17 protein-coding genes are annotated in these 20,580 nt (G+C 69.5%); 4 read left to right on the forward strand and 13 right to left on the reverse strand.

Annotated elements, in window-relative coordinates; all coding sequences use genetic code 11:
* Positions 1 to 2: 2 nt before the first annotated feature.
* From AB0P18_RS01425 to dnaK, 9 genes are all read right to left on the reverse strand, one after another.
* A complete protein-coding gene (locus tag AB0P18_RS01425) occupies positions 3 to 2,426 on the reverse strand; it encodes an arylsulfatase (RefSeq protein WP_363358588.1) in 2,424 nt (807 codons plus the stop codon).
* Between the two features lie 5 nt (positions 2,427 to 2,431).
* Positions 2,432 to 3,604 carry an AI-2E family transporter gene (locus AB0P18_RS01430; RefSeq protein WP_363358589.1) on the reverse strand — a complete coding sequence of 391 codons (1,173 nt, stop codon included), beginning with the start codon at positions 3,602 to 3,604 and terminating at the stop codon, positions 2,432 to 2,434.
* A 304-nt stretch (positions 3,605 to 3,908) separates the two neighbouring features.
* Positions 3,909 to 4,979 carry an AI-2E family transporter gene (locus AB0P18_RS01435; RefSeq protein ID WP_363358590.1) on the reverse strand — a complete coding sequence of 357 codons (1,071 nt, stop codon included), beginning with the start codon at positions 4,977 to 4,979 and terminating at the stop codon, positions 3,909 to 3,911.
* Positions 4,976 to 5,761, reverse strand: a complete 786-nt coding sequence (locus AB0P18_RS01440; RefSeq protein WP_363358591.1) for an ion channel — start codon at positions 5,759 to 5,761, stop codon at positions 4,976 to 4,978. Before AB0P18_RS01440 ends, AB0P18_RS01435 begins: the two co-directional genes overlap by 4 nt.
* 178 nt (positions 5,762 to 5,939) lie before the next feature.
* Positions 5,940 to 6,614 (reverse strand): ThuA domain-containing protein, encoded by a 675-nt coding sequence (locus AB0P18_RS01445; RefSeq protein WP_363358592.1) that lies wholly within the window; start codon positions 6,612 to 6,614, stop codon positions 5,940 to 5,942.
* Complete coding sequence (locus tag AB0P18_RS01450; RefSeq protein ID WP_344050488.1) at positions 6,614 to 7,078, reverse strand: MerR family transcriptional regulator; 465 nt, start codon at positions 7,076 to 7,078, stop codon at positions 6,614 to 6,616. Before AB0P18_RS01450 ends, AB0P18_RS01445 begins: the two co-directional genes overlap by 1 nt.
* 40 nt (positions 7,079 to 7,118) lie before the next feature.
* Positions 7,119 to 8,111, reverse strand: coding sequence for a DnaJ C-terminal domain-containing protein (locus AB0P18_RS01455; protein WP_363358593.1), 993 nt, complete (start codon positions 8,109 to 8,111; stop codon positions 7,119 to 7,121).
* A gap of 15 nt (positions 8,112 to 8,126) precedes the next feature.
* Positions 8,127 to 8,714 (reverse strand): nucleotide exchange factor GrpE, encoded by a 588-nt coding sequence (locus tag AB0P18_RS01460; RefSeq protein WP_344050491.1) that lies wholly within the window; start codon positions 8,712 to 8,714, stop codon positions 8,127 to 8,129.
* A gap of 4 nt (positions 8,715 to 8,718) precedes the next feature.
* On the reverse strand, positions 8,719 to 10,590 hold the full coding sequence (gene dnaK / locus AB0P18_RS01465; protein WP_344050493.1) for a molecular chaperone DnaK: 1,872 nt from the start codon (positions 10,588 to 10,590) through the stop codon (positions 8,719 to 8,721).
* 159 nt (positions 10,591 to 10,749) lie between these two features.
* Here dnaK and AB0P18_RS01470 point away from each other — a divergent pair, with 159 nt between their 5' ends.
* Positions 10,750 to 11,307, forward strand: coding sequence for a GNAT family protein (locus tag AB0P18_RS01470; RefSeq protein WP_363358594.1), 558 nt, complete (start codon positions 10,750 to 10,752; stop codon positions 11,305 to 11,307).
* A 2-nt stretch (positions 11,308 to 11,309) separates the two neighbouring features.
* On the opposite strand, the gene AB0P18_RS01475 is transcribed toward AB0P18_RS01470, so the two are convergent.
* The gene (locus AB0P18_RS01475) at positions 11,310 to 11,993 is read right to left on the reverse strand and encodes a GntR family transcriptional regulator (protein ID WP_344050497.1); all 684 of its coding nucleotides are present in this window, start codon (positions 11,991 to 11,993) and stop codon (positions 11,310 to 11,312) included.
* Between the two features lie 184 nt (positions 11,994 to 12,177).
* Between AB0P18_RS01475 and AB0P18_RS01480 the strand changes: the two genes are divergently transcribed.
* Entirely contained in the window at positions 12,178 to 13,863 is a 1,686-nt protein-coding gene (locus AB0P18_RS01480) for an L-lactate permease (RefSeq protein ID WP_363358595.1), read from the forward strand.
* Positions 13,860 to 16,718, forward strand: coding sequence for an FAD-binding and (Fe-S)-binding domain-containing protein (locus AB0P18_RS01485; protein ID WP_363358596.1), 2,859 nt, complete (start codon positions 13,860 to 13,862; stop codon positions 16,716 to 16,718). Before AB0P18_RS01480 ends, AB0P18_RS01485 begins: the two co-directional genes overlap by 4 nt.
* Before the next feature lie 7 nt (positions 16,719 to 16,725).
* Here the strand turns inward: AB0P18_RS01485 and AB0P18_RS01490 are convergent, their stop codons facing one another.
* Positions 16,726 to 17,919: a cation:proton antiporter gene (locus AB0P18_RS01490; protein WP_344050500.1), complete on the reverse strand. Its 1,194-nt coding sequence runs from the start codon at positions 17,917 to 17,919 to the stop codon at positions 16,726 to 16,728.
* A gap of 7 nt (positions 17,920 to 17,926) precedes the next feature.
* Positions 17,927 to 18,415 (reverse strand): TrkA C-terminal domain-containing protein, encoded by a 489-nt coding sequence (locus tag AB0P18_RS01495; protein ID WP_344050502.1) that lies wholly within the window; start codon positions 18,413 to 18,415, stop codon positions 17,927 to 17,929.
* A 140-nt stretch (positions 18,416 to 18,555) separates the two neighbouring features.
* On the opposite strand from AB0P18_RS01495, the gene AB0P18_RS01500 reads away from it, so the two are divergent.
* Complete coding sequence (locus AB0P18_RS01500; RefSeq protein WP_344050504.1) at positions 18,556 to 19,938, forward strand: MFS transporter; 1,383 nt, start codon at positions 18,556 to 18,558, stop codon at positions 19,936 to 19,938.
* 6 nt (positions 19,939 to 19,944) lie between these two features.
* On the opposite strand, the gene AB0P18_RS01505 is transcribed toward AB0P18_RS01500, so the two are convergent.
* Positions 19,945 to 20,472 carry a MarR family transcriptional regulator gene (locus tag AB0P18_RS01505; protein WP_344050506.1) on the reverse strand — a complete coding sequence of 176 codons (528 nt, stop codon included), beginning with the start codon at positions 20,470 to 20,472 and terminating at the stop codon, positions 19,945 to 19,947.
* Positions 20,473 to 20,580: the final 108 nt, after the last annotated feature.

The raw sequence follows: 20,580 nt of genomic DNA on the forward strand, positions 1-20,580 counted from the left end.
GGTCACGACTCGATGTGCCGGGCGTGCTGCCCGGCGACCTCCGCGTGGTGCAGCGCCGCCTCCTCGCGGCGGCCGGGCTGTCGGACGTCGAAGTCCACGCGGTGGATCCCGCCCGCGAACGCGAACGGAGCGCGGTCCGCGTAGACCGGGTCGACGACCTCGCCGTTGTCGCGGCCGATGTCCATGCCGGAGTATCCGTTGAACATGATCGGCACGGTGTGCTCCAGACGCCCTTCGCCGACGAGCTCGTCACCGATCCACAGGGTCAGCGCACCCGCCGGCGCCATGACGGCGGCATCCGCTTCGAAATCGAGCCGGACGGTGACCTCGCCCGTCGGCAACGGACGATCGGCCTGCTGGTGATACACCTCGACGCCCATGAAGCTGTAGGTGTGGCGGAGCACGCCGCCGTCGACGAACAGGCTGAAGCCGCCGAGGTGGTCGAACGCCGCCACGATCACCCCATCCGCGCCCTCGGGCGGAACGGTGAGCTCGGCCGTGATCGAGTACGAGCGGTTCATGATCGGCGGCATGATGCCCGCCGGCGAGTTCTGCACGTCCGCACCCCAGTACGTCCAGCGGGTCTGCCGGCGCAGCGGGGGGACGATCCCGAAGAACGCCGACATGCCGCCGAGGAGCGGCAGCACCTTGTTGTCCTCCGCCTCCTGCCACCACAGGTCGGCGAGCTCCTTCACCTTCTCGGGGTGCTCGGCGGCGACGTTGCGGGCCTGCGAGAAGTCCTCCGGCAGGTGGTACAGCTCCCATTCGAGCGCGTCCGGGTCGAACACCCCGGGCGCGAAGCGCCGGATCGTGTTCGGCGTCGCATCCCACGGGATGCGCGGCAGCATGCAGGACGCCCACCAGCCGTCCTTGTACATGCCGCGGTTGCCGTAGATCTCGAAGTACTGCTGCCGATGGTGCTCGGGCGCGTCGGCGGACGCGAACGACGCGGCGAAGCTGGATCCGTCCATCGGCACCTGCGCGATCCCGTCGACCGTTTCGGGCACCGGGATGCCGGCCGCATCGAGCACGGTCGGCCCGATGTCGTTGACATGGGCGAAATGCCCGCGCACCGCCCCCGCGTCCGTGATGCGCTCCGGCCAGCGCACGACCATCGGGTTGCGCGTGCCGCCCAGGTGGGAGGCGACCTGCTTGCCCCACTGGAACGGGGTGTTCCCCGCCCAGGCCCACGCCGCCGAGCAGTGCGGCGCGGTGTCCGGACCGCCCCACGCGTCCAGGCCCCCGTACGCGTCGATCAGCGCGCGCTGCTGATCACCCGTGAGCGGGATGCCGTTCTGCATCGTGAGCTCGTTGAACGAGCCCGTGAGCGTGCCCTCGAGCGACGCGCCGTTGTCGCCCCAGATGTAGATCACGAGCGTGTCGTCCCACTCGCCCATGCGCTCGATCTCGTCGAACAGGCGCCCGACGTTGTGGTCGGCGTTCTCCTGGTAGCCCGCGTACACCTCCATCTGGCGGGCGTAGAGGCGCCGCTCGTCGTCGGTGAGCGAGTCCCAGGCCGGGAACGCGTCGTCGCGCGGGGTCAGCTCGGCGTCGGCGGGGACGACGCCCAGCTCCTTCTGCCGGGCGAACGTGCGCTCGCGGTACACGTCCCAGCCGTCGTCGAACATGCCCTTGTACGCCGCCGACCACTCCTCCGGGACGTGGTGCGGCGCGTGCGCGCAGCCGGTGGCGTAGTACATGAACCACGGCTTGTCGGCCTTGTGCGCTCGCGTGCCGTGCAGCCACGCGATCGCCCTGTCGGTCAGGGCGTCGGGAAGGTAGAAGTCCCGGTCGGTCGGGCCGCCGTAGGCCTGGTCGACCGCGTCGTTCTCGTAGATCATCGGGTCGTACTGGCCGGACTCGCCGGAGAGGAATCCCCAGAAGTAGTCGAAGCCCCAGCCGCTCGGCCAGCGGTCGAACGGGCCCGCGGGGCCCTGGGCACGGCTCGGGGTCAGGTGCCACTTGCCGATCGCCGCCGTGGAGTAGCCGTTCTGCTGCAGGATCTTCGGGAACGGCGCGCAGTCCTTCGGCACGACGCCCGAATACCCCGGGAACGGTCCGGACAGTTCGCCGACCGAGCCGAAGCCGACGCGGTGGTGATTGCGGCCGGTCAGCAACGACGCGCGCGTGGGCGAGCACAGCGCGGCGGTGTGCAGACCGGTGTAACGCAGTCCGCCGTCCGCGAGCTTCGAGAGGTTCGGCGTGGCGATCGGCCCGCCGAACGTCGACGCCTGGCCGTAGCCGGCGTCGTCGATCAGCACGACGAGCACGTTCGGCGCACCGGCGGGCGGCTGCACGTCCTGCACGATTCCCCAGTCGGGAACGGAGGCATCGAGAGTGCGGCCCATCTTGCCGGCGAAGACCGCGTCGCGGATCGGCAGGTGCGTCCGGTCGACGTCGGGGGTGGGAGCGGAGGTGTCAGCCATGTCGGTCAGCTTCCTGCGAGGGGGTCGGGTGCGGCATCACCCGGCGGAGGTGAAGCGAGGGTCTTCGCATCCTGCCGCGGGACGACGATCTCGCGGAGAATCAGCAGCAGCGATGCCATGACCGGCAGCGCGACGAGCACGCCGATCACCCCGGCGAGTGTGCCGCCCACCATCGCGCCGATCAGGACGAGGGCGGCGGGGATCGCGACGGCGCGCGTCATGACGCGTGGCGTGATGACGTAGGACTCGATCTGGATGTAGATCAGGTAGGCGATGCCGAAGATGAGCGCCTGGGTGGGACTGGAGATCAGGGCGATGAGCGTGCCGAACACCCAGAAGATCACGGAGCCGAACAGCGGGATCAGGGTGAGCACGAACGCGATGAAGGCCATCAGTGCGGGGTACGGCAAACCGATGAGCAGGTGCAGGACGAACACGACGCCGGCGTTGATCAGTGCGAGCGTCACCGAGCCGAGCAGCGAACTGCCCACCGACGCGGTGACCCGCTCGGTCATGTCGCTCAGGCGGGGGCGGCTGTAGGCCGGAGCGAGGCTGTAGAGCGCCTGCTTCATTCCCGTGAGGGAGGCGAGGAAGTACAGCGTGAGCGCGACGATGATGAACCCCGCCGAGATCGCCGCGACGACGCCGACGCCCACGGCGAGCGCTCCCCCGCTGATCGCCGCGATCGTCTCGGGCTGCCGCAGGGCGGCGGCGACCTCGGCGGTGGCCACGGCGATCGCATCCTGCAGGTCGGGTGGCAGCGCCAGGAACCAGGCGGACTGCTGCGCCTGCATCAGCGCCTCGGGGAACGAGCGGACGAACTCGACGACCTGGGCGAGGATCGGCGGCAGCACGAACACGAAGAACGCCGCGATGAGGAGCGCGAACGCGACGAAGACGATCAGGATGCCGGTCCCCCGCTTCACGCCGCGCCGCTCCAGCACCCGCACGATCGGGTCGAGGCCGAGCGAGACGAACAGCGCGAGCACGATGTAGAACAGGATCGTCGTGATGGAGGCGATCGCCGACCCGAGGATGAGCCCGCCGAGCACCCCGAGCGTGGCGATGAAGGCGACGACGAGCGGTCGGTCCACGAGGGCGCGGATCCCCCGCCGCTCGGGGACGGCGAGGGCGGCATCCGCGACGGGCACGGGCGGGCGGGCGGCAGGGTCGGACATGGCGCCAGGCTAGGCGTGCGCCCCGCTCCGGTGCCTCATGCCGGAGGGGTGAACCCCCGCCCGCCGAGATCGTGCTTCCTCCGCCGAGATGGTGGGTTCTGCGCCGAGATTGTGCCCACCATCTCGGCAAAGGAACCACCATCTCGGCAAAGGAACCACCACCTCGGCAAAGGAACCACCACCTCGGCAAAGGAACCACCACCTCGGCAAAGGAACCACCATCTCAGTGAGAAGACCACCACCTCGGCAGAGGAACCACCACCTCGGCAGAAGACCACCACGTCGGCGGGTGGAAGAAACCGGGTCAGGAGGGCGGCGTATCCCCGGACAGCCACCGCAGCCACCGCGCGCCCGGGTCGCCCTCCAGCACGAGCGCGCGCACGAGCAGGGTGAGCGGGATCGAGAGGATCGCCCCGAGCGGCCCGATGACGAACGTCCAGAAGATCACCGAGAAGAAGCTCAGCGTCAGGCTGAGGCTCACCGCGTCGCTGACGAACTTCGGCTGGACGAGCACCTGCAGCGTCACGTTCACGACGCAGTAGATCGCGATCACGGCGAGCGCGAGCGGCCAGCCGCCCACCACGAGCGCCAGCAGGGCGGGCGGAATGAGGCCGATCACGAATCCGATGTTCGGGATGAAGTTCGTCACGAACGCGAGGATCGCCCAGACCGCCGGCGCCGGTACCCCGAGCGCCCAGAGCGCCAGTCCGTCGATGATCGCGACGACCGCACCGAAGCTCGCGTTGACGACGTAATACCGTCGCACCCCGGTGTTGAACGCGCGGAACCTCTTCACGGTCGGCCGCGCGGCTGCGCCGAAGACCGTTTCGGCGCGGCTGTAGCGCGCACCGTCCGCCGCCATGAAGATCACGTATGCCAGCACGAAGAAGAGGGCCGTCAGGATGCCGAGCGCCGTTCCGCCGAGAGAGGCGATGAAGTTCACGATCGTGGCCGGCTGCAGAGCGGATGCCGCGGCATCCGACGCCTGTTGATCCAGGCCCAGCGACCCCAACCACGTCACGACCGTCTGCGCGGTCGCCTGCAGTTCGTCGGTGTAGTCGGCCACGAGGCGCACGAACTGGGTCCCCGCGAAGAACAGCAGCACGCCGAGCACGCCGAGGATGAGGTACGCGACGACGATCACGCCCGTCGTCGCCGCCCAGCTCGGCCATCCCCATCTCTCGAGCGGATGCCGAACGGGATGGCAGATGATCACGATGACCGCCGCGAGCACGAGCGGCCCGACGAGCTCGCGGGCGAAGAACAGGCCGGCGAGCGCGATGACCGTCGCCGCCAGCCCGATCAGTACGCGGAGTGTCGGCGAGAGGACCGGAGGGGAGGGAACGGCGGGTGCCGGGCGCCCGAAGAGACTCACGGCTGGTCCTGCCCGCTGTCGCCGGAGCGTTCGCGGGCGACCCGCGCGGCCGCTGCCTGCAGCTGCACCGTCAGCGCCTTCACATCCGCGCGACTCGCGGGCATCTCATCCTCGTGGCCGCGCGAGGCCCGCTCGACCACCCACGACGAGATCGTCGCGACGACCAGGCCCACGAGCACGACACCGCCGACCATCAGGACGACCGCGGCGCAGCGTCCGGAGATCGTGACGGGCACGAGGTCCCCGTATCCGACGGTGGTCACCGTACAGAAGGCCCACCACACGGCATCCCCGAACGAGTCGATCGTCGCCCCCGGTGCGCCGCGCTCGGCCTGCAGCACGAGGAGCGAGATGTACCAGACGAGCAGCAGCGCCGAGCCGACACCGTAGGTCAGCAGGCGCGCGCGGATGGAGTTGCCGGCGGTCCGCGTGAATTGCGGCAGCCGGGTCACCGCGTCCAGCAGCCGCACCGGGCGCAGCGCCGGGATGAGCGCCAGCAGGAGCTCGAACTTGTGGGCGCGGAACCAGACCCGGCGCGGATCGGACAGCCGGAGCTTGACGAGATACTCGCCGATGAACATGAGCCAGATCAGGGCGATGATCGCCGTCGTGAGGATCGACCAATCGCCCTGCACCTCGCCGACGACGTGCACCGTGTAGGTCACGAGGAACACCGCGGCAGCGACCGCGAGCGGCCAGTAGGTGATCCGCGACCAGCGCTGGGTGGCCTCGGTCTCCCCTTTGGCCGGATCAGGCGCCTTCACGGCGTTCGCGATGGTCACGACTGCACTCTAGGGGCGGCGTTCGACAGGGCGGTGGCGACCCGCTGGGGCTCGGGCGACGGGCCACCATCTCGGCGAAAGACCCACCATCTCGGCGAAAGAGGCACCACCTCGGCGGAAGACCCACCACCTCGCGGAAGACCCACCACCTCGGCGGAGGGAAGGGGCGCGGACGCGGTCAGCGGGCGGGGCGGGCGGCCCAGAGGATGCCGCGCTCGATCACCGTGCGCACCGTCGGGTGCGCGAGCACATCGAGATCGTGGCCGGGCGTGCAGACGACGATGCGGCCGGCACCCCACTCCCGCGTCCAGATCGCCGGGACCGTCACCGCCCGCTGCCACGGCTCGCCCGCGCGCGCCGGATGCGTCGTCGTCGCGAGCACATCGTTGAGGTCGTCGGTCAGCACCCAGTACTGCTCGGTGCGCAGCGTGAAGTCCGCCAGCCCGCCGGTGATCGGATGCCGCCGTCCGAGCTCCGTGAAGGCGATCTCGTGCGACACCGCGTACTCACCGTCCAGGCCGGGGTGCGCCGCGAACTGCCCGCCGACGAGCTGGAGATAGTCGGCCGATTCGCGGAACGAGTCGGCGATGCCGCCGTGCCAGCCGGTGAACCCGGTTCCGGACGCCACGGCGGTGCGGAGACCCGCGACCTGTTCGCGCGTGATCGAGGACATCGTGACGCACTGCACGATCAGATCGGCATCCGCCATCACAGCCGTGTCCGCGTAAACCTCCGTCGACTCCTCCACCCGCACGGCGAACCCGTGCTCCCGCAGGAACGGCACGAACATCTCGGTCGCCTCGGCAGGCTGATGGCCTTCCCATCCGCCGCGCACGACGAGCGCGCGCCGCATCAGCCCTCCGCGCCGTCCGCCGGATCCTGCTCGAGCGCGAGCCGCGGGCGCCAGATGACGATGTCGGTCGCGCGCCGCACGCGGCGACCCTGCTTCAAGGTGATGACCGATCCGGTCGCACCGGCGGCGAACACCCGCGCACCTGGTCGATTCTCGAGCTCGGCGCGCATGCGCGCCTCGAGGTCGCGGACCCGGACGCGCAGTTCCTGCACGTGGTTCTCGAGCTCGATGATCCGCGCGATCGCGGGCAGGCTCATGCCGTCCGAGGACAGCCGGGCGACTTCGCGCAGCTGCTCGACGTGACGCGTCGAGTAGCGGCGCGAGCCGCCCTGGGTGCGGGCGGGGACGACGAGCCCCAGCCGGTCGTACTGGCGGAGGGTCTGCGGATGCATCCCGGCGAGTTCGGCGGCGACGGCGATCGCGAAGATCGGCGCATCCTCATCGATCTCTCGTTCCTGCGGCATCCCGTGTCACCTCCTCGCGCCGGCGTCTGCCAGCATCATGTCATCCGCGCGCTTTGCTCATCAGGTCGGCGCGGGGGTTCTCCTTGGGCTCGAGGTCGTGGAAGCGCTGGAGCGCTTCGCGAGCCGCCTCGTCGAGGTGCGACGGGACCGCGACCTGCACTTCGGCGAGCAGGTCGCCGGTGCCCTTCGCGGTCTCGACGCCCCGCCCCTTCACGCGCAGAACGCGGCCGGATGGCGTGCCCGGAGCGACGCGCAGCTTCACCGGGTCGCCGCCGAGCGTCGGGACCTCGATCGTGGCGCCGAGGGCCGCCTCGGTGAAGGTCACGGGGACGGTCACGCGCAGGTTCAACCCGTCGCGGGTGAACACCGGATGCGGCCGCACCGCGACCTGGACGACGATGTCGCCGGATTCCCCGCCGTCGGGCGAGGGGCGACCCCGGCCGCGCAGGCGGATCTTCTGCCCATCGGAGACCCCGGCCGGGATCTTCACCTTGAACGGAGCACCGTCCTCGCCCTGGAGCGTGATCGTCTCGCCGCGCGTGGCGGTGAGGAAGTCGATCGTGGTGCGCGCGGTCACGTCGGCGCCGCGCTGCGGACCGCCGTACCCACGGAATCCGCCGGTGGACTGACCGAACCGGCCTGAGCCGAAGCCGCCCCCCTGGGTCTGGTTGAACATGCTGAAGATGTCGTCGAAGTCCTGCGGGGACTGCTGGCGACCGCCGCGACCCTTGCCGAACATGCTGAAGACGTCCTCGAACCCGCCGGGCTGGTCGCCCGCCGTGAAGCGCGGAGCACCCGCGCCCATCGCGCGGATCTGGTCGTACTCCTTGCGCTGCTCGGCGTCGGAGAGCACCGAGTACGCCTCGCTGATCTCCTTGAACTTCGCCTCCGCCTTCGCATCGCCCTGATTGGAGTCCGGGTGATACGTGCGCGCGAGCTTGCGATAGGTCTTCTTCAGATCGGCGTCACTGATGCTCTTGTCGACGCCGAGGGTCTTGTAGAAGTCCTTGTCGAACCAGTCCTGACTGGCCATACGGTGCTCCCTCGGTTATTCTGCCGGCACCGCGACGACGACCTTGGCCGGACGCAGCTCGACCGACCCCAGCCGGTAGCCGACCTCGACGACCTCGAGGATCGTCGGCTCGGTCACGCCGGGGGTGGGCGCTTGGAAGATCGCCTCGTGCTGCTGCGGGTCGAACGCCTCCCCGGCCTCGCCGTAGGAGGTCACACCGAGTCGCTCGGCGACGCCGCGCACCTTGTCGCCGATCGCGGCGAAGGCGGTGCCCTCGACGAGATCGCCGTGCTTCGTGGCGCGGTCGAGGTCGTCGAGCACCGGAAGCAGACCCTTGACGGCCTCGCCCTTGGCCCGCTCGATCTCGCGCTCGCGCTGCTCCTCCGTGCGGCGACGGTAGTTCGCATACTCGGCCTGCAGGCGCTTCAGGTCGACCAGGAGGGCGGACTCGAGGTCGGCGATCACGGCGTCCTCCGCCGCGGCGTCGGCGTTCTGTGCGGCGCCCAGGATGTCGTCGACGGTGAGCTCGTCCTGCGACTCGGGGTCGGAGACCTGCGCCTCCGACCCCTCGTCGTCCGGTCGAACCTCGTCGCCCTGCGGGTCTTCGAAGTTCTTCTCCGTCATGGTCCTACTTCTTCTCGTTCTCGTCCTCGTCGTCGACGACCTCGGCGTCGATCACGTCCTCCTCGGGGTTGGGGACGTTGCCGGCACCGGGCTCGTTCGCGGCCGGGTCGGGCGTCTCGCCCGCGGCCTGCGACGACTGGTAGATCGCCTCGCCGAGCTGGGACTGGCTCTGGTTGAGCTTGTCGTACGCGGTCTTCACCGCGTCGTCGTCCTCGCCCGCGAGCGCGGCCTTCAGGGCGTCGACATCGGCCTGCACCGAGTTCTTGACCTCTTCGGGCAGCTTGTCCTCGTTCTCCTTGATGAGCTTGTCGATCGAGTAGGAGAGCGTCTCGGCCTGGTTGCGGACCTCGGCGGACTCGCGGCGCTTCTTGTCCTCGGCGGCGTGCTCCTCCGCCTCGCGGACCATGCGCTCGATGTCCTCCTTCGGCAGCGACGAGCCGCCGGTGATGGTCATCGACTGCTCCTTGCCGGTGCCCTTGTCCTTCGCGGAGACGTGCACGATGCCGTTCGCGTCGATGTCGAACGTGACCTCGACCTGCGGGATGCCGCGCGGAGCCGGCGCGATGCCGGTCAGCTCGAACGTGCCCAGGGGCTTGTTGTCGCGCGTGAAGTCGCGCTCGCCCTGGAAGACCTGGATCGCGACCGACGGCTGGTTGTCGTCGGCGGTGGTGAAGGTCTCGCTGCGCTTGGTCGGGATGGCCGTGTTGCGCTCGATGAGCTTGGTCATGATGCCGCCCTTGGTCTCGATGCCGAGGCTCAGGGGGGTGACGTCGATCAGCAGGACGTCCTTGCGCTCGCCCTTGAGGACACCGGCCTGGAGGGCTGCGCCCACCGCGACGACCTCATCCGGGTTGACGCCCTTGTTCGCCTCTTTGCCGGCCTCCTTCTTCACCAGCTCGGCGACGGCGGGCATGCGGGTGGAACCACCCACGAGCACGACGTGGTCGATGTCGGCGACCTTGATGCCGGCCTCGCGGATCACGTCTTCGAACGGCTTCTTCGTGCGGTCCAGCAGGTCCTTCGTCAGGTCCTCGAACTTCGCGCGGGTCACGGTCTCGGACAGCGACACCGGGCCGCTGTCGGTCAGCGACAGGTACGGAAGGTTGACGCTGGTCGACATGGAGCTGGAGAGCTCCTTCTTCGCCTGCTCCGCGGCCTCCTTGAGGCGCTGCAGCGCGATCTTGTCGCCCGAGACGTCGACGCCCGTCGTGTCCTTGAACTGCTTGATGAAGTAGTCCACCAGACGCTGGTCCCAGTCGTCGCCACCGAGGCGGTTGTCACCGGCGGTGGAGCGCACCTGGATCGTCGAGAAGTCGTCGTCCTTGCCCACTTCGAGCAGCGACACGTCGAACGTTCCGCCACCGAGGTCGAAGACGAGGATGAGCTCGTCCTCCTTGCCCTTGTCCAGGCCGTACGCGAGGGCCGCAGCGGTGGGCTCGTTGATGATGCGGAGCACGTTCAGGCCCGCGATCTCGCCGGCCTCCTTCGTGGCCTGACGCTCGGCGTCGTTGAAGTACGCGGGGACCGTGATGACGGCATCCGTCACCGAGTCACCGAGGTACTCCTCGGCGTCGCGCTTGAGCTTGCCGAGGATGCGGGCCGAGATCTCCTGCGGCGTCCACTTCTTGCCGTCGACGTCGAAGGACCACGTCGTGCCCATGTGGCGCTTGACGGACGAGATCGTGCGATCGACGTTCGTGACGGCCTGGCGCTTGGCGGTTTCGCCGACCAGTACCTCGCCATCCTTCGTGAAGGCGACCACCGACGGCGTCGTGCGGAAGCCCTCGGCGTTCGCGATGACCTTGGGCTCGCCGCCCTCGAGGACGCTGACCACGGAGTTCGTGGTTCCGAGGTCGATTCCAACAGCACGGGGCATGTGTTCTCTCCTTGTGTCAGGGGTCTGCGACCCCGGGGTTCGTGGTGAAGTCCGCTCGCGGATCCGACAGGTTGAGCCGCGATGACTCAACCCTACCGAGGGTCGCCGAACGTGTCAAATGAACTTGATATGACTGGACTCAAGTCCCAGGATGGCGGTATGGGACTCCCCTGGAACTTCTCTCCGCTGCACGGCGACCGCGTGCACCTGGATCTGCTGCGCCCCGATGACCTCGACGCGCTGTTCGCGATCCAGTCCGATCCCGAGGTCTGCCGGTACCTGCTCTACGAGCCGCGGAGCCGGGAGAAGGTGCAGGAGGTGCTCGCCCGTGATTCCGCGGGGACCCGATTGGCCGAGGCGGGCGATTTCGTCCAGCCGGCGATCCAGGATGCCGACGGCCGACTGATCGGCACGATCTACTTCAAGATCACGAGCACCGAGGATGCGACCGCCGAGATCGGATGGCTGCTCGCCCCGTCCGCACAGGGTCACGGGTACGCGCGCGAGGCTGCGGCGCTCATGCTCGACCTGGCGTTCGGCGAGCTCGGTCTGCACCGCGTGTACGCCGAGCTGGATCCGCGGAATGCGGCATCCGTCGCCCTCTGCCTGCGCCTGGGGATGCGTCATGAGGCGCACTTCCGCGAGCACATGTGGTTCAAGGGCGCGTGGGCCGACACCGGCATCTACGCGGTCCTGGCCTCCGAGTGGCGCGGCTGAGATCAGCCGCCGACGCCGGGCGCGAACGCCTCGGGGCCGGGCTCCCCACCCAGTCGCTCGGCGAGCTTCTCGCGGGCTCGGCCGATGTGGGTCGCCAGGAGCACCGCCGCCTCCTCGCCCCGACCCGCCTCGATCAGCCGCAGGAGTTCGTCGTGCTCGCCCGCGATCACCTCGGTCGACAGCAGAGCCGCGCCCTGGATCTGAGACATGCAGAACACGACCTCGGATGCGAGAGCGTCGTACAGCCGGCTCGTGCGCTCACTGCCGAGCGCATCGACGAGGCTCCGGTGGAAGCGCATGTCCGGCTCGATGATCTCGCGCGGCGAGGCGTTGACGAGCGCGGCGATGTCGCGGTTGGCCTCCCGGGCCCCCTCCGGCACGCGTCCCTCGCGGGCGAGGGTGCGCACGACCTCGGACTCCACCACGTGACGCGTGCGGTAGATGTCGCGGGCGTCAGCCGGAGTGAGCCGCACGACGCGCGCGGTCTTGTGGGCGCTGCGCTCGAAGAGCCTCTCTCGGACGAGGTTCTCGATCGCCGCCTTCGCTGTCGGGCGGGCGACTTCGTACTCGTCGGCGACCTCGACCTCCGCGAGCGGTGTTCCGGGCTCGAGCTCTCCGGCGAGCACGCGCCGGCGGAGGTCCTCGGTCACGGCGTCGATGATCGAGACGACGGCGATTCTGGGCATTCGCACTCCTGAGTCGGCGGACCGATTCTGGAGCGAACACCGATCCGAAGCCCATTCTACGACGAATGAGAGACATGAAGTCTTGACAAGCAGGTGCACTTGTCTGACAATATATCAATACCGCGATGGTCGCGGCGGCGAGCGCATCATCGCGCGGGCCGACTCGAAGCCGAGTGGAGTGGCCGTGTTCCAACAGATCCTGGATCCCGTATTCGGGTCGCTCGTGATGTCCGCCCTCGTCGCGGTGATCCCCCTGGCGACCCTGTTCGTCCTGCTCGGCGTGTTCCGGGTGAAAGCGTGGAAGGCGTCCCTGATCGGCCTGGCGATGTCGATCCTGCTCGCGGTGCTCGTGTGGCGGATGCCGCCTATCCAGACTCTCAGCGCGACGTTCGAGGGCGCGCTGTACGGCATCGTGCCGATCCTCTGGATCCTGGTCAACGCGCTGTGGCTGTACCGGCTCACCGTCGTCACCGGGTGGTTCGAGGTCCTGGGCGACCGCATCCGCGCGATCAGCGACGACCAGCGCATCCTCGCGATCCTCATCGCGTTCTGCTTCGGCGCACTGCTGGAGTCCCTCGCCGGCTTCGGGGCTCCGGTCGCGATCTCGATCGCGATGCTGATCGCCGCCGGGATGAAGCCGGTGAAGGCCGCTGTCGTCTCCCTCCTGGCCAACACCGCTCCGGTGGCGTTCGGCGCGATGGCCGCGCCGATCATCGCGCTGTCCGGCGTGACGGGCATCGACATCCACCTGCTCTCGCAGATGGCGGGTCGGCAGACGCCGTTCCTCGCGATGTTCGTCCCCCTCATCCTCGTCTTCATCGTGGACGGCAGGCGAGGCGTCCGTCAGACATGGCCGGTCGCCGTCGTCGCCGGTCTCGCCTTCGCGATCTCGCAGTTCATCACCTCGAACTTCATCGCCGTGGAGATCACCGATGTCGTCGCCTCCGTCGTGACGGTGATCGCGGTCCTGCTGATGCTGCGCGTCTGGAAGCCCTCGCACACCGTCGTCTTCGAGCGGGCCGCCGATGAGGCCGACGCGGTGGGCTCAGCATCCGTCTCGGGAACCACCACCTCGGTCCAGGTGATCGCCGGCCGCAAGATCGACCAGTCCACTCGGACGACGGCGAATCTGACGTGGAACGCCGTCATGCCCTATGTCGTCATCATCGTGATCTTCTCGATCTCCCAGATCCCGATCGTGAAGGACTTCCTCGCCCACGCCACGACGGTGACCTTCCCGTGGCCGGGTCTGGAGATCACGGATGCCGCAGGCAACCCGGTGGGAACCGCCTACAAGCTCAACATCCTCGGCACCGGCGGCACGCTCCTGCTCATCTCGGGCATCATCGTCGCCCTGCTGTACCGACTCTCCGCCCGGGAGGCCGTTCGCGCCTACGGCGCGACCCTCCACCAGCTGCGCTTCACGATCGTCACCGTCACCGCGGTGCTGGCGCTCGCCTATGTGATGAACCTGTCCGGGCAGACCCAGAGCCTCGGGGCCGCCCTCGCCGCCACCGGCGCGTTCTTCGCGGTCCTCTCGCCGATGATCGGCTGGCTGGGCGTCGCGATCACGGGATCGGACACCTCCTCCAATGCGCTGTTCGGCCTCCTGCAGGCCACGACCGCCGAGCAGGTCGGCATCAACCCGATCCTGACCGCCGCCGCCAACTCCTCGGCGGGCGTGCTCGGCAAGATGCTCTCGCCGCAGAACCTGGCGGTGGCCGCCGCCGCCGCGGGAATGGCGGGCAAGGAGGGCGACCTCTTCCGCCGCCTCATCTGGTGGAGCCTGGGCCTGCTGGCCGTCTTCACCGCCTTCATCTATCTGCAGTCCACGCCGATCCTCGGCTGGATGGTCCCGGTCGCGCCGTGAGCCTGAGATCGACCCGGCGGCCGAGTGTCCAGGACACGCCGCTCGCCCGGCATGAGTCAGGGCGCGTCGGGGACACTCAACCTCCGGCGAACCTCAGCACCCGCGCGATCGACAGGGTCGCGTACGCGTCCGACGCCTCGCACTACCTGCTCACGCCGGATGCGGTGATCATCGCGGCGGACCCCGCAGCCGTCGCGGACGTCTTCCGATGGGCGAGCGATACCGGCACCCCGGTGACGTTCCGCTCCGGAGGCACGAGCCTGTCGGGGCAGGCGAGCACAGATCGGGTTCTGGTCGACACGCGGAAGGCGTTCCGGCGGATCGACGTGCTGGACGGCGGCACCCGGGTCCGCGCGCAGCCGGGCGCGACCGTCCGACAGGTCAATGCCCGCCTCGCCCCCACGGGCCACCGCCTCGGCCCCGACCCGGCGAGCGAAGTGGCCTGCACGATCGGCGGCGTCGTGGCCAACAACTCCAGCGGTATGGCCTGCGGCATCGTGGAGAACACGTACCGCACTCTCGAGTCGCTCGTCTTCGTGCTGCCCTCGGGGACGATCGTCGACACGAGTCATCCGGACGCGAACGCGCGGCTGCGGGACGCCGAGCCCGAGCTCTTCGAGGGACTCCTGCGCCTGCAGCGCAGGGTGACGCGGAACCCGGCATCGGTGCAGGCGATTCGCCGACAGTTCTCGATGAAGAACACCATGGGGTACGCGGTCAACGCGTTCCTGGATTTCGAGAGCCCGGTCCAGATCCTCAGCCATCTGATCGTCGGCAGCGAGGGAACGCTCGCGTTCGTGGCGGAGGCGACCTACCGCACGGTGCCGATCAAGCCGAAGGTCGCGACGACGCTCGCGGTCTTCGCCGACCTGGATGACGCAGCCCGGGCACTCCCCGCGCTCGTCTCGTCGCGCGCCGCGACGCTCGAGCTCATGGATGCCGCGAGTCTCCGCGTCGGTCAGGGTCTCGCCGACGCGCCCCCGCAGATCCGTGGGTTCGAGGTCGCCTCCGAGGCCGCGCTGCTGATCGAATACCAGGCCGCGGAGCAAGGCGAGCTCGACGAGCTCGTCGCGCGCGGTGCGGATCTGCTCTCCGAGCTGCCACTGCGCACCCCCGCCGCCCTGTCGCAGGATGCCGCGGAGCGCGCACTCGCGTGGAAGCTGCGCAAAGGTCTGTACACCTCGGTTGCCGGCGCCCGCCCGAGCGGCACCACGGCGCTCCTCGAGGACATCGTCGTGCCGGTCCCGGCGCTCGCGCCGACGTGTGCCTCGCTGCAGGAGCTTTTCGCCGAGTACCGGTACGGCGACAGCGTGATCTTCGGCCACGCGAAGGACGGCAACATCCACTTCATGCTCACCGACCGGTTCGAGGGCGACGAGGCGATGGGGCGGTTCTCCGGGTTCACCGAGGCGATGGTGGACCTGGTGCTGGAGGCGGGCGGAAACCTCAAGGCCGAGCACGGCACGGGCCGGGCGATGGCCCCGTACGTGCGACGGCAGTACGGCGACGAGCTCTTCGAGGTCATGCGCGAGATCAAGCGGCTGTGCGACCCGTGCGGCATCCTGAACCCCGGCGTGATCATCGAGGAGGACCCGGCGGCGCACCTGCAGAACTTCAAGCAGCCGCAGCCGATCGAGGCGGAGGCCGATCGGTGCGTGGAGTGCGGGTATTGCGAACCGGCCTGTCCTTCGAAGGATCTGACCCTCACCCCGCGGCAGCGCATCGTCGTGCGGCGGGGGATGCAGCGCGCCCGGGCGGCCGGAGACGAGGCCCTCGCGCGCGACCTCGAGGGCGACTACGACTACGAGGGCGTGGACACGTGCGCGGTGGACGGCATGTGCCAGACCGCCTGCCCCGTGCTCATCAACACCGGCGCGCTCGTGAAGAGACTGCGCCGCGAGAATCAGAACCCCGTGCTCGCGGCCGGGTGGGGCGCGGCCGCGAAGGCCTGGGGTCCGGTCACCCGCGCGGGATCCATGGCTCTCACCGGGGCCGATCGGATGCCGGTCGGCGCGGTCCGCGCGGCGACGAGCCTCGGCCGCGGGGTGCTCGGGGCGGACACCGTCCCCGCGTATTCACGCGACCTACCGCCCGGAGGCCCCGCGCGAGGCCCGCGGGCCGGACTGATCGGCTCGGGGGATGCCGGGCCGATCGCGGTGTTCATCCCCGCGTGCGTCAACAGCATGTTCGGGCCCGCCGCTGGCGGCATCGGTGTGACCGAGGCGTTCGTGCGGCTGATCGAGCGTGCGGGCGTGCGGGTGATCGTGCCGGAGGGTGTCGAGGCCCTCTGCTGCAGCACGCCGTGGACGTCGAAGGGATACACCGGCGGGCGGGAGACGATGGCGCGCCGCGTGATCGCCGCGGTGACGGCCGCGTCGAACGGCGGGCGGCTGCCGATCGTCAGCGACGCCGCCAGCTGCACGGAGGGGTTCACGCACATCTTCGAGGATGCGGACCTCGACCTTCCGACCGAGGACGCCGTCGCCTTCATCGCGCGAACGGTGCTTCCTTCCCTCGGGTCGGTGAAGCCGATCGTGGACTCGCTCGTGCTTCATCCGACGTGCTCGTCCACGCAGATGGGCCTTGACCCCGCCCTGGCGACGATCGGCGCGGCCGTGGCGACGCGGACCACGGTGCCGGATGCGTGGGGGTGCTGCGGCTTCGCCGGCGACCGTGGGATGCTGCACCCCGAGCTGACGGCATCGGCCACGGCCGCCGAGGCAGCCGAAGTGCGGGAGCTCGCCGGCGACGCCCATGCGTCGTGCAATCGGACGTGTGAGATCGGGATGACGCGGGCGACCGGCGAAGACTACCGCCACGTCCTCGAGCTGCTCGAGGAGGCGACCCGCCCCTGACCACGCCTCAGGCGGCCTGACGCGCTCGGCGCTGCTGCTGGCGTCCCTTCGCCCAGCGCTTGAACGCCTTCGTGTCGGGCACGCGGGCAAGGATCGGACCGACGACGATCGTGATGAGCACGTACGCGGTCGCGAGTGCGGCGAGCGCAGGATTCACGCCCGCCGCGACCGCGAGCCCCGCGATCACGATCGAGAACTCCCCGCGCGGCGTGAGCGCGAAGCCGGCGCGCCAGCGCCCCGCCTCCGCGATCCCCGCCCGGCGCGCGGCGCGGTATCCGGTCGCCACCTTCGTCGCCATCGTGACCACGGCCAACACGATCGCCGGGCCCAGCATCGGCAGGAGATCCGCCGGGTCGGTGGACAGACCGAAGAAGAGGAAGAACACCGATGCGAACAGATCACGCAGTGGCGTGAGGAGCCGTGCCGCGTGCTCGGCGACCGGACCCGAGATCGCGATGCCCACCAGGAACGCCCCGACCGCGGACGAGACCTTGACCTCGGCCGCGAGTCCCGCGACCAGCAGCGTCAGACCCATCACCGTCAGCAGCAGAACCTCCGCGCTGCGCGACCACACCAGCCGCGACACGACCGCGCCGTGCCGGAGCGCCAGGTAGAGGATCACGAGCACCGACGCGAGGGCGATCAGCACCGTCGCAAGGCCGGCGCCGAGGTCCATCCCGACCAGCAGCGCGGTGAGGATCGGCAGGTAGAACGCCATCGCGAGGTCTTCGATCACGAGGATCGACAGGATCGTCGGGGTCTCGCGGTTCGTGAGGCGCCCGAGATCCTGCAGAAGCTTGGCGATCACGCCCGAGGAGGAGACCCAGGTGATGCCGCCGAGAGCGATCGCGGCGACCCACCCCCACCCGAGGAGCAGCCCGAGCAGGACGCCGGGCGTCGCGTTCAGCACCATGTCGAGCAGTCCGGCGACCTTCGACGCCTTCAGGTTGCTGACGAGCTCACCCGCGCTGTACTCGAGTCCGAGCATGAGCAGCAGGAGGATGATCCCGATCTCGGCGCCCACCGAGATGAACTCCTCGCCCGCGTTGATGGGGAGGAACCCGCCGTCCCCGAACACGAGTCCGAGGAGCAGCACGAGCGGGATCGACGAGATGCCGAGCCGGCCGGCGAGGCGGCCGAGCAGGCCGATGCCCAGGAGAAGCGCGCCGATCTCGATGAGGACGAGCGCGCCGTGTTCCATGGTCCGGTCAGCCCGTCGCGATGATGCGCACGAGGAGGTCGAGGCCCTCGCGGGTTCCGACGGCGACGAGCGTGTCCCCGCTGGCCAGCTTGTCGGCGGGTTCGGGCGCGGGCAGGACGCCGCTCTCGCGCACGATCGCGACGATCGAGCAGCGGGTGCGGGTGCGGGCCTTCGTGTCTCCGAGCGGGCGGCCGACGAACGGCGAGTCCGCGCGCACCGGGATCTGCTCGGTGTACAGCCCGGACAGCTGGTCGCGGAGCCCCGCGAGCTGGGTGAGGATCAGTGATCCGCCGAGCACCTCCGACAGCGCGGTGGCTTCGTCGTCGGTGAGGGAGATCGTCTCGGCCGCGCGGTCCGGGTCGTCCTCGTCGGCGAGCGCGAGCTCTCGGCCGCCGTCGCGGAAGTTGACGACGGAAAGACGGCGTCCCTCATCGGTGAGGATGTCGTGCCGCACTCCGATTCCGGGCAGGTCGGCACGCTCGACGTGGGCGGGCATGCGTCCATCATGGCACCGGATGCCGCGGCATCCGTCACGGCATGATGCAGCCGTCCCCCCGGCTGTAGCCTGGCCCCGACACACCGCATCGTCGCGGCCGGGTGACCCGACGCACCCGCCGTTCACCGAAGGGCTCCAGCATGGCCGACATGAACGAACCGGACGTCCCTCGCATGAAGCCCGATCTGCCGCAGTTCGCGGGGGTGACGCCCACCGACGCGCTGGCGACGGCGATCGGGGCGGAAGGACCGGCGACGACCCGCAAGCGCATCGTGCTCGCGTGGGGGCTCTGGGACTGGGGATCCGCGGCCTTCAACGCCGTCGTCACCACGTTCGTCTTCACGGTCTACCTCACCGGATCGAGCTTCGGACCGGAGGGCACGGTCGAGGCCCAGCTCGGCTGGGCACTCGCGGCCGCCGGCCTGTTGATCGCCCTCCTCGCCCCCGTCACCGGCCAGCGTTCGGACACGTCGGGCCGTCGCAAGTTCTGGCTCGCGGTGAACACGTACGTCGTCGTGGCACTCACCGCGGCGATGTTCTTCGTGCAGCCCGACCCGTCCTTCCTCTGGCTGGGACTGTTGCTGGTGGCGGCCGGCAACGTGTTCTTCGAGTTCGCCGGGGTCAACTACAACGCGATGCTCTCCCAGGTCTCGACGCCGCGCTCGATCGGGCGGGTGAGCGGTTTCGGGTGGGGCATGGGCTACATCGGCGGCATCGTGCTGCTGCTCATCGTCTATTTCGGCTTCATCCAGGGGCTGTTCGGCGTGCCCGACGAGGACGGGCTGCCCGTCCGGGTCGCGATGATCGTCTCCGCGATCTGGTTCGGGCTGTTCGCCCTGCCGGTGCTGTTCGCCGTCCCCGAGTACCGCGGAACCGGAGCGAAGCGCGAGAAGGTCGGCTTCTTCGCCTCTTATGCCCGCCTCGGACGCGACATCGCGCGGCTGTGGCGCGAAGCGCGACACACCGTGTGGTTCCTGCTCGCGAGCGCGGTCTTCCGCGATGGGCTCGCGGGCGTCTTCACGTTCGGGGGCGTTCTGGCGGCATCCGTCTTCGGGTTCTCCCCCGGCGAGGTGATCATCTTCGCGATCGCCGCGAACGTCGTCGCCGGCGTCTCCACGATCGCCGTCGGCGCCCTGGATGACCGGCTGGGTGCCAAGCCCGTGATCGTCGCGGCGCTCATCGGACTCATCGTGTCGGGGCTCCTGGTGTTCTTCCTCCACGACGGCGGGCAGATCGTGTTCTGGACCGCGGGACTCGCGCTGTGCCTGTTCGTGGGCCCCGCGCAGTCCGCCTCGCGCACGTTCCTCGCCCGGATCATCCCGCCGGGGCGCGAGGGCGAGGTGTTCGGGCTCTACGCGACGACAGGCCGCGCCGTGTCGTTCCTCGCGCCGACGATGTTCGCGATCTTCGTCACGATCGGCGGGGCGGCGTACTTCGGCATCCTGGGGATCGTCCTCGTGCTCGCCGTCGGTCTCGCGCTGCTCATCCCGGTCAAGGCCGTGCAGGAGCGCCTGCGGTCCTGAGCGCGGCTAGGCGGGCCAGGCGTCGGCGAGCTTCGTGAGGAGCCGCGCGAGCTCGGCGCGCTCGGCATCCGTGAACGAGTTCAGCGCCGCGTCGATCGCGGTGCGCCGCTCGCCGCGGAATCCCCGCACGAGCCTCAGCCCCTCGTCGGTGAGCGCGACACGGGTGCGCCGGGCATCGTCGGGGTCGGCCTCCCGTCGCACGAGTCCCATCTCGACCGCCTGCTGCACGAGACGCGACGCCCGGGGCTGATCGACCCCGACGGCATCGCCGATCTCACTGACGGAAAGGGGGCCGGATGCCGCGGCCAGCGCTTCGAGCAGGCGCAATCGCGCCGGTCCCCCCAGTCGCGGTCCCGCGACCCACGGGGGCGGACCACCCATGCCCCCGCCCATCCCGCCGCGCTGCCAGCCGGGGTGGTGATGCGGATGGCCGCCGCCGTGACCGCCCTCCCACGGCGGCCTCGGCATCCGTCGCCCGCGCAGGCGCGCAAGGGCGTTGGCGATCGCGTCGGCCGAGTCCGCAGCTGAGGTCATGCATCGAATTTACATGTGAGTTGACATGTTCTTCCATTCCATGTCACACTACATATACATGCGTTATGACATGTACCTGCGGCGGGTCCACGCCGCCCGACAAAAGGA

This window comes from Microbacterium sp. NPDC064584, from assembly GCF_040687315.1.
In the GTDB taxonomy this organism is placed as follows: Bacteria; Actinomycetota; Actinomycetes; order Actinomycetales; family Microbacteriaceae; genus Microbacterium; species Microbacterium lacus.

Excerpts from the sequence above, each read along its gene's own strand:
- AB0P18_RS01500 (WP_344050504.1), top strand. The coding sequence starts at position 18,556 with ATGGCCGACATGAACGAACCGGACGTCCCTCGCATGAAGCCCGATCTG.
- AB0P18_RS01505 (WP_344050506.1), bottom strand. The coding sequence starts at position 20,472 with ATGACCTCAGCTGCGGACTCGGCCGACGCGATCGCCAACGCCCTTGCG.
- dnaK (WP_344050493.1), bottom strand. The coding sequence starts at position 10,590 with ATGCCCCGTGCTGTTGGAATCGACCTCGGAACCACGAACTCCGTGGTC.
- AB0P18_RS01430 (WP_363358589.1), bottom strand. The coding sequence starts at position 3,604 with ATGTCCGACCCTGCCGCCCGCCCGCCCGTGCCCGTCGCGGATGCCGCC.
- AB0P18_RS01450 (WP_344050488.1), bottom strand. The coding sequence starts at position 7,078 with ATGCCGCAGGAACGAGAGATCGATGAGGATGCGCCGATCTTCGCGATC.
- AB0P18_RS01460 (WP_344050491.1), bottom strand. The coding sequence starts at position 8,714 with ATGACGGAGAAGAACTTCGAAGACCCGCAGGGCGACGAGGTTCGACCG.
- AB0P18_RS01490 (WP_344050500.1), bottom strand. The coding sequence starts at position 17,919 with ATGGAACACGGCGCGCTCGTCCTCATCGAGATCGGCGCGCTTCTCCTG.
- AB0P18_RS01470 (WP_363358594.1), top strand. The coding sequence starts at position 10,750 with ATGGGACTCCCCTGGAACTTCTCTCCGCTGCACGGCGACCGCGTGCAC.
- AB0P18_RS01495 (WP_344050502.1), bottom strand. The coding sequence starts at position 18,415 with ATGCCCGCCCACGTCGAGCGTGCCGACCTGCCCGGAATCGGAGTGCGG.
- AB0P18_RS01425 (WP_363358588.1), bottom strand. The coding sequence starts at position 2,426 with ATGGCTGACACCTCCGCTCCCACCCCCGACGTCGACCGGACGCACCTG.
- AB0P18_RS01475 (WP_344050497.1), bottom strand. The coding sequence starts at position 11,993 with ATGCCCAGAATCGCCGTCGTCTCGATCATCGACGCCGTGACCGAGGAC.
- AB0P18_RS01455 (WP_363358593.1), bottom strand. The coding sequence starts at position 8,111 with ATGGCCAGTCAGGACTGGTTCGACAAGGACTTCTACAAGACCCTCGGC.
- AB0P18_RS01445 (WP_363358592.1), bottom strand. The coding sequence starts at position 6,614 with ATGCGGCGCGCGCTCGTCGTGCGCGGCGGATGGGAAGGCCATCAGCCT.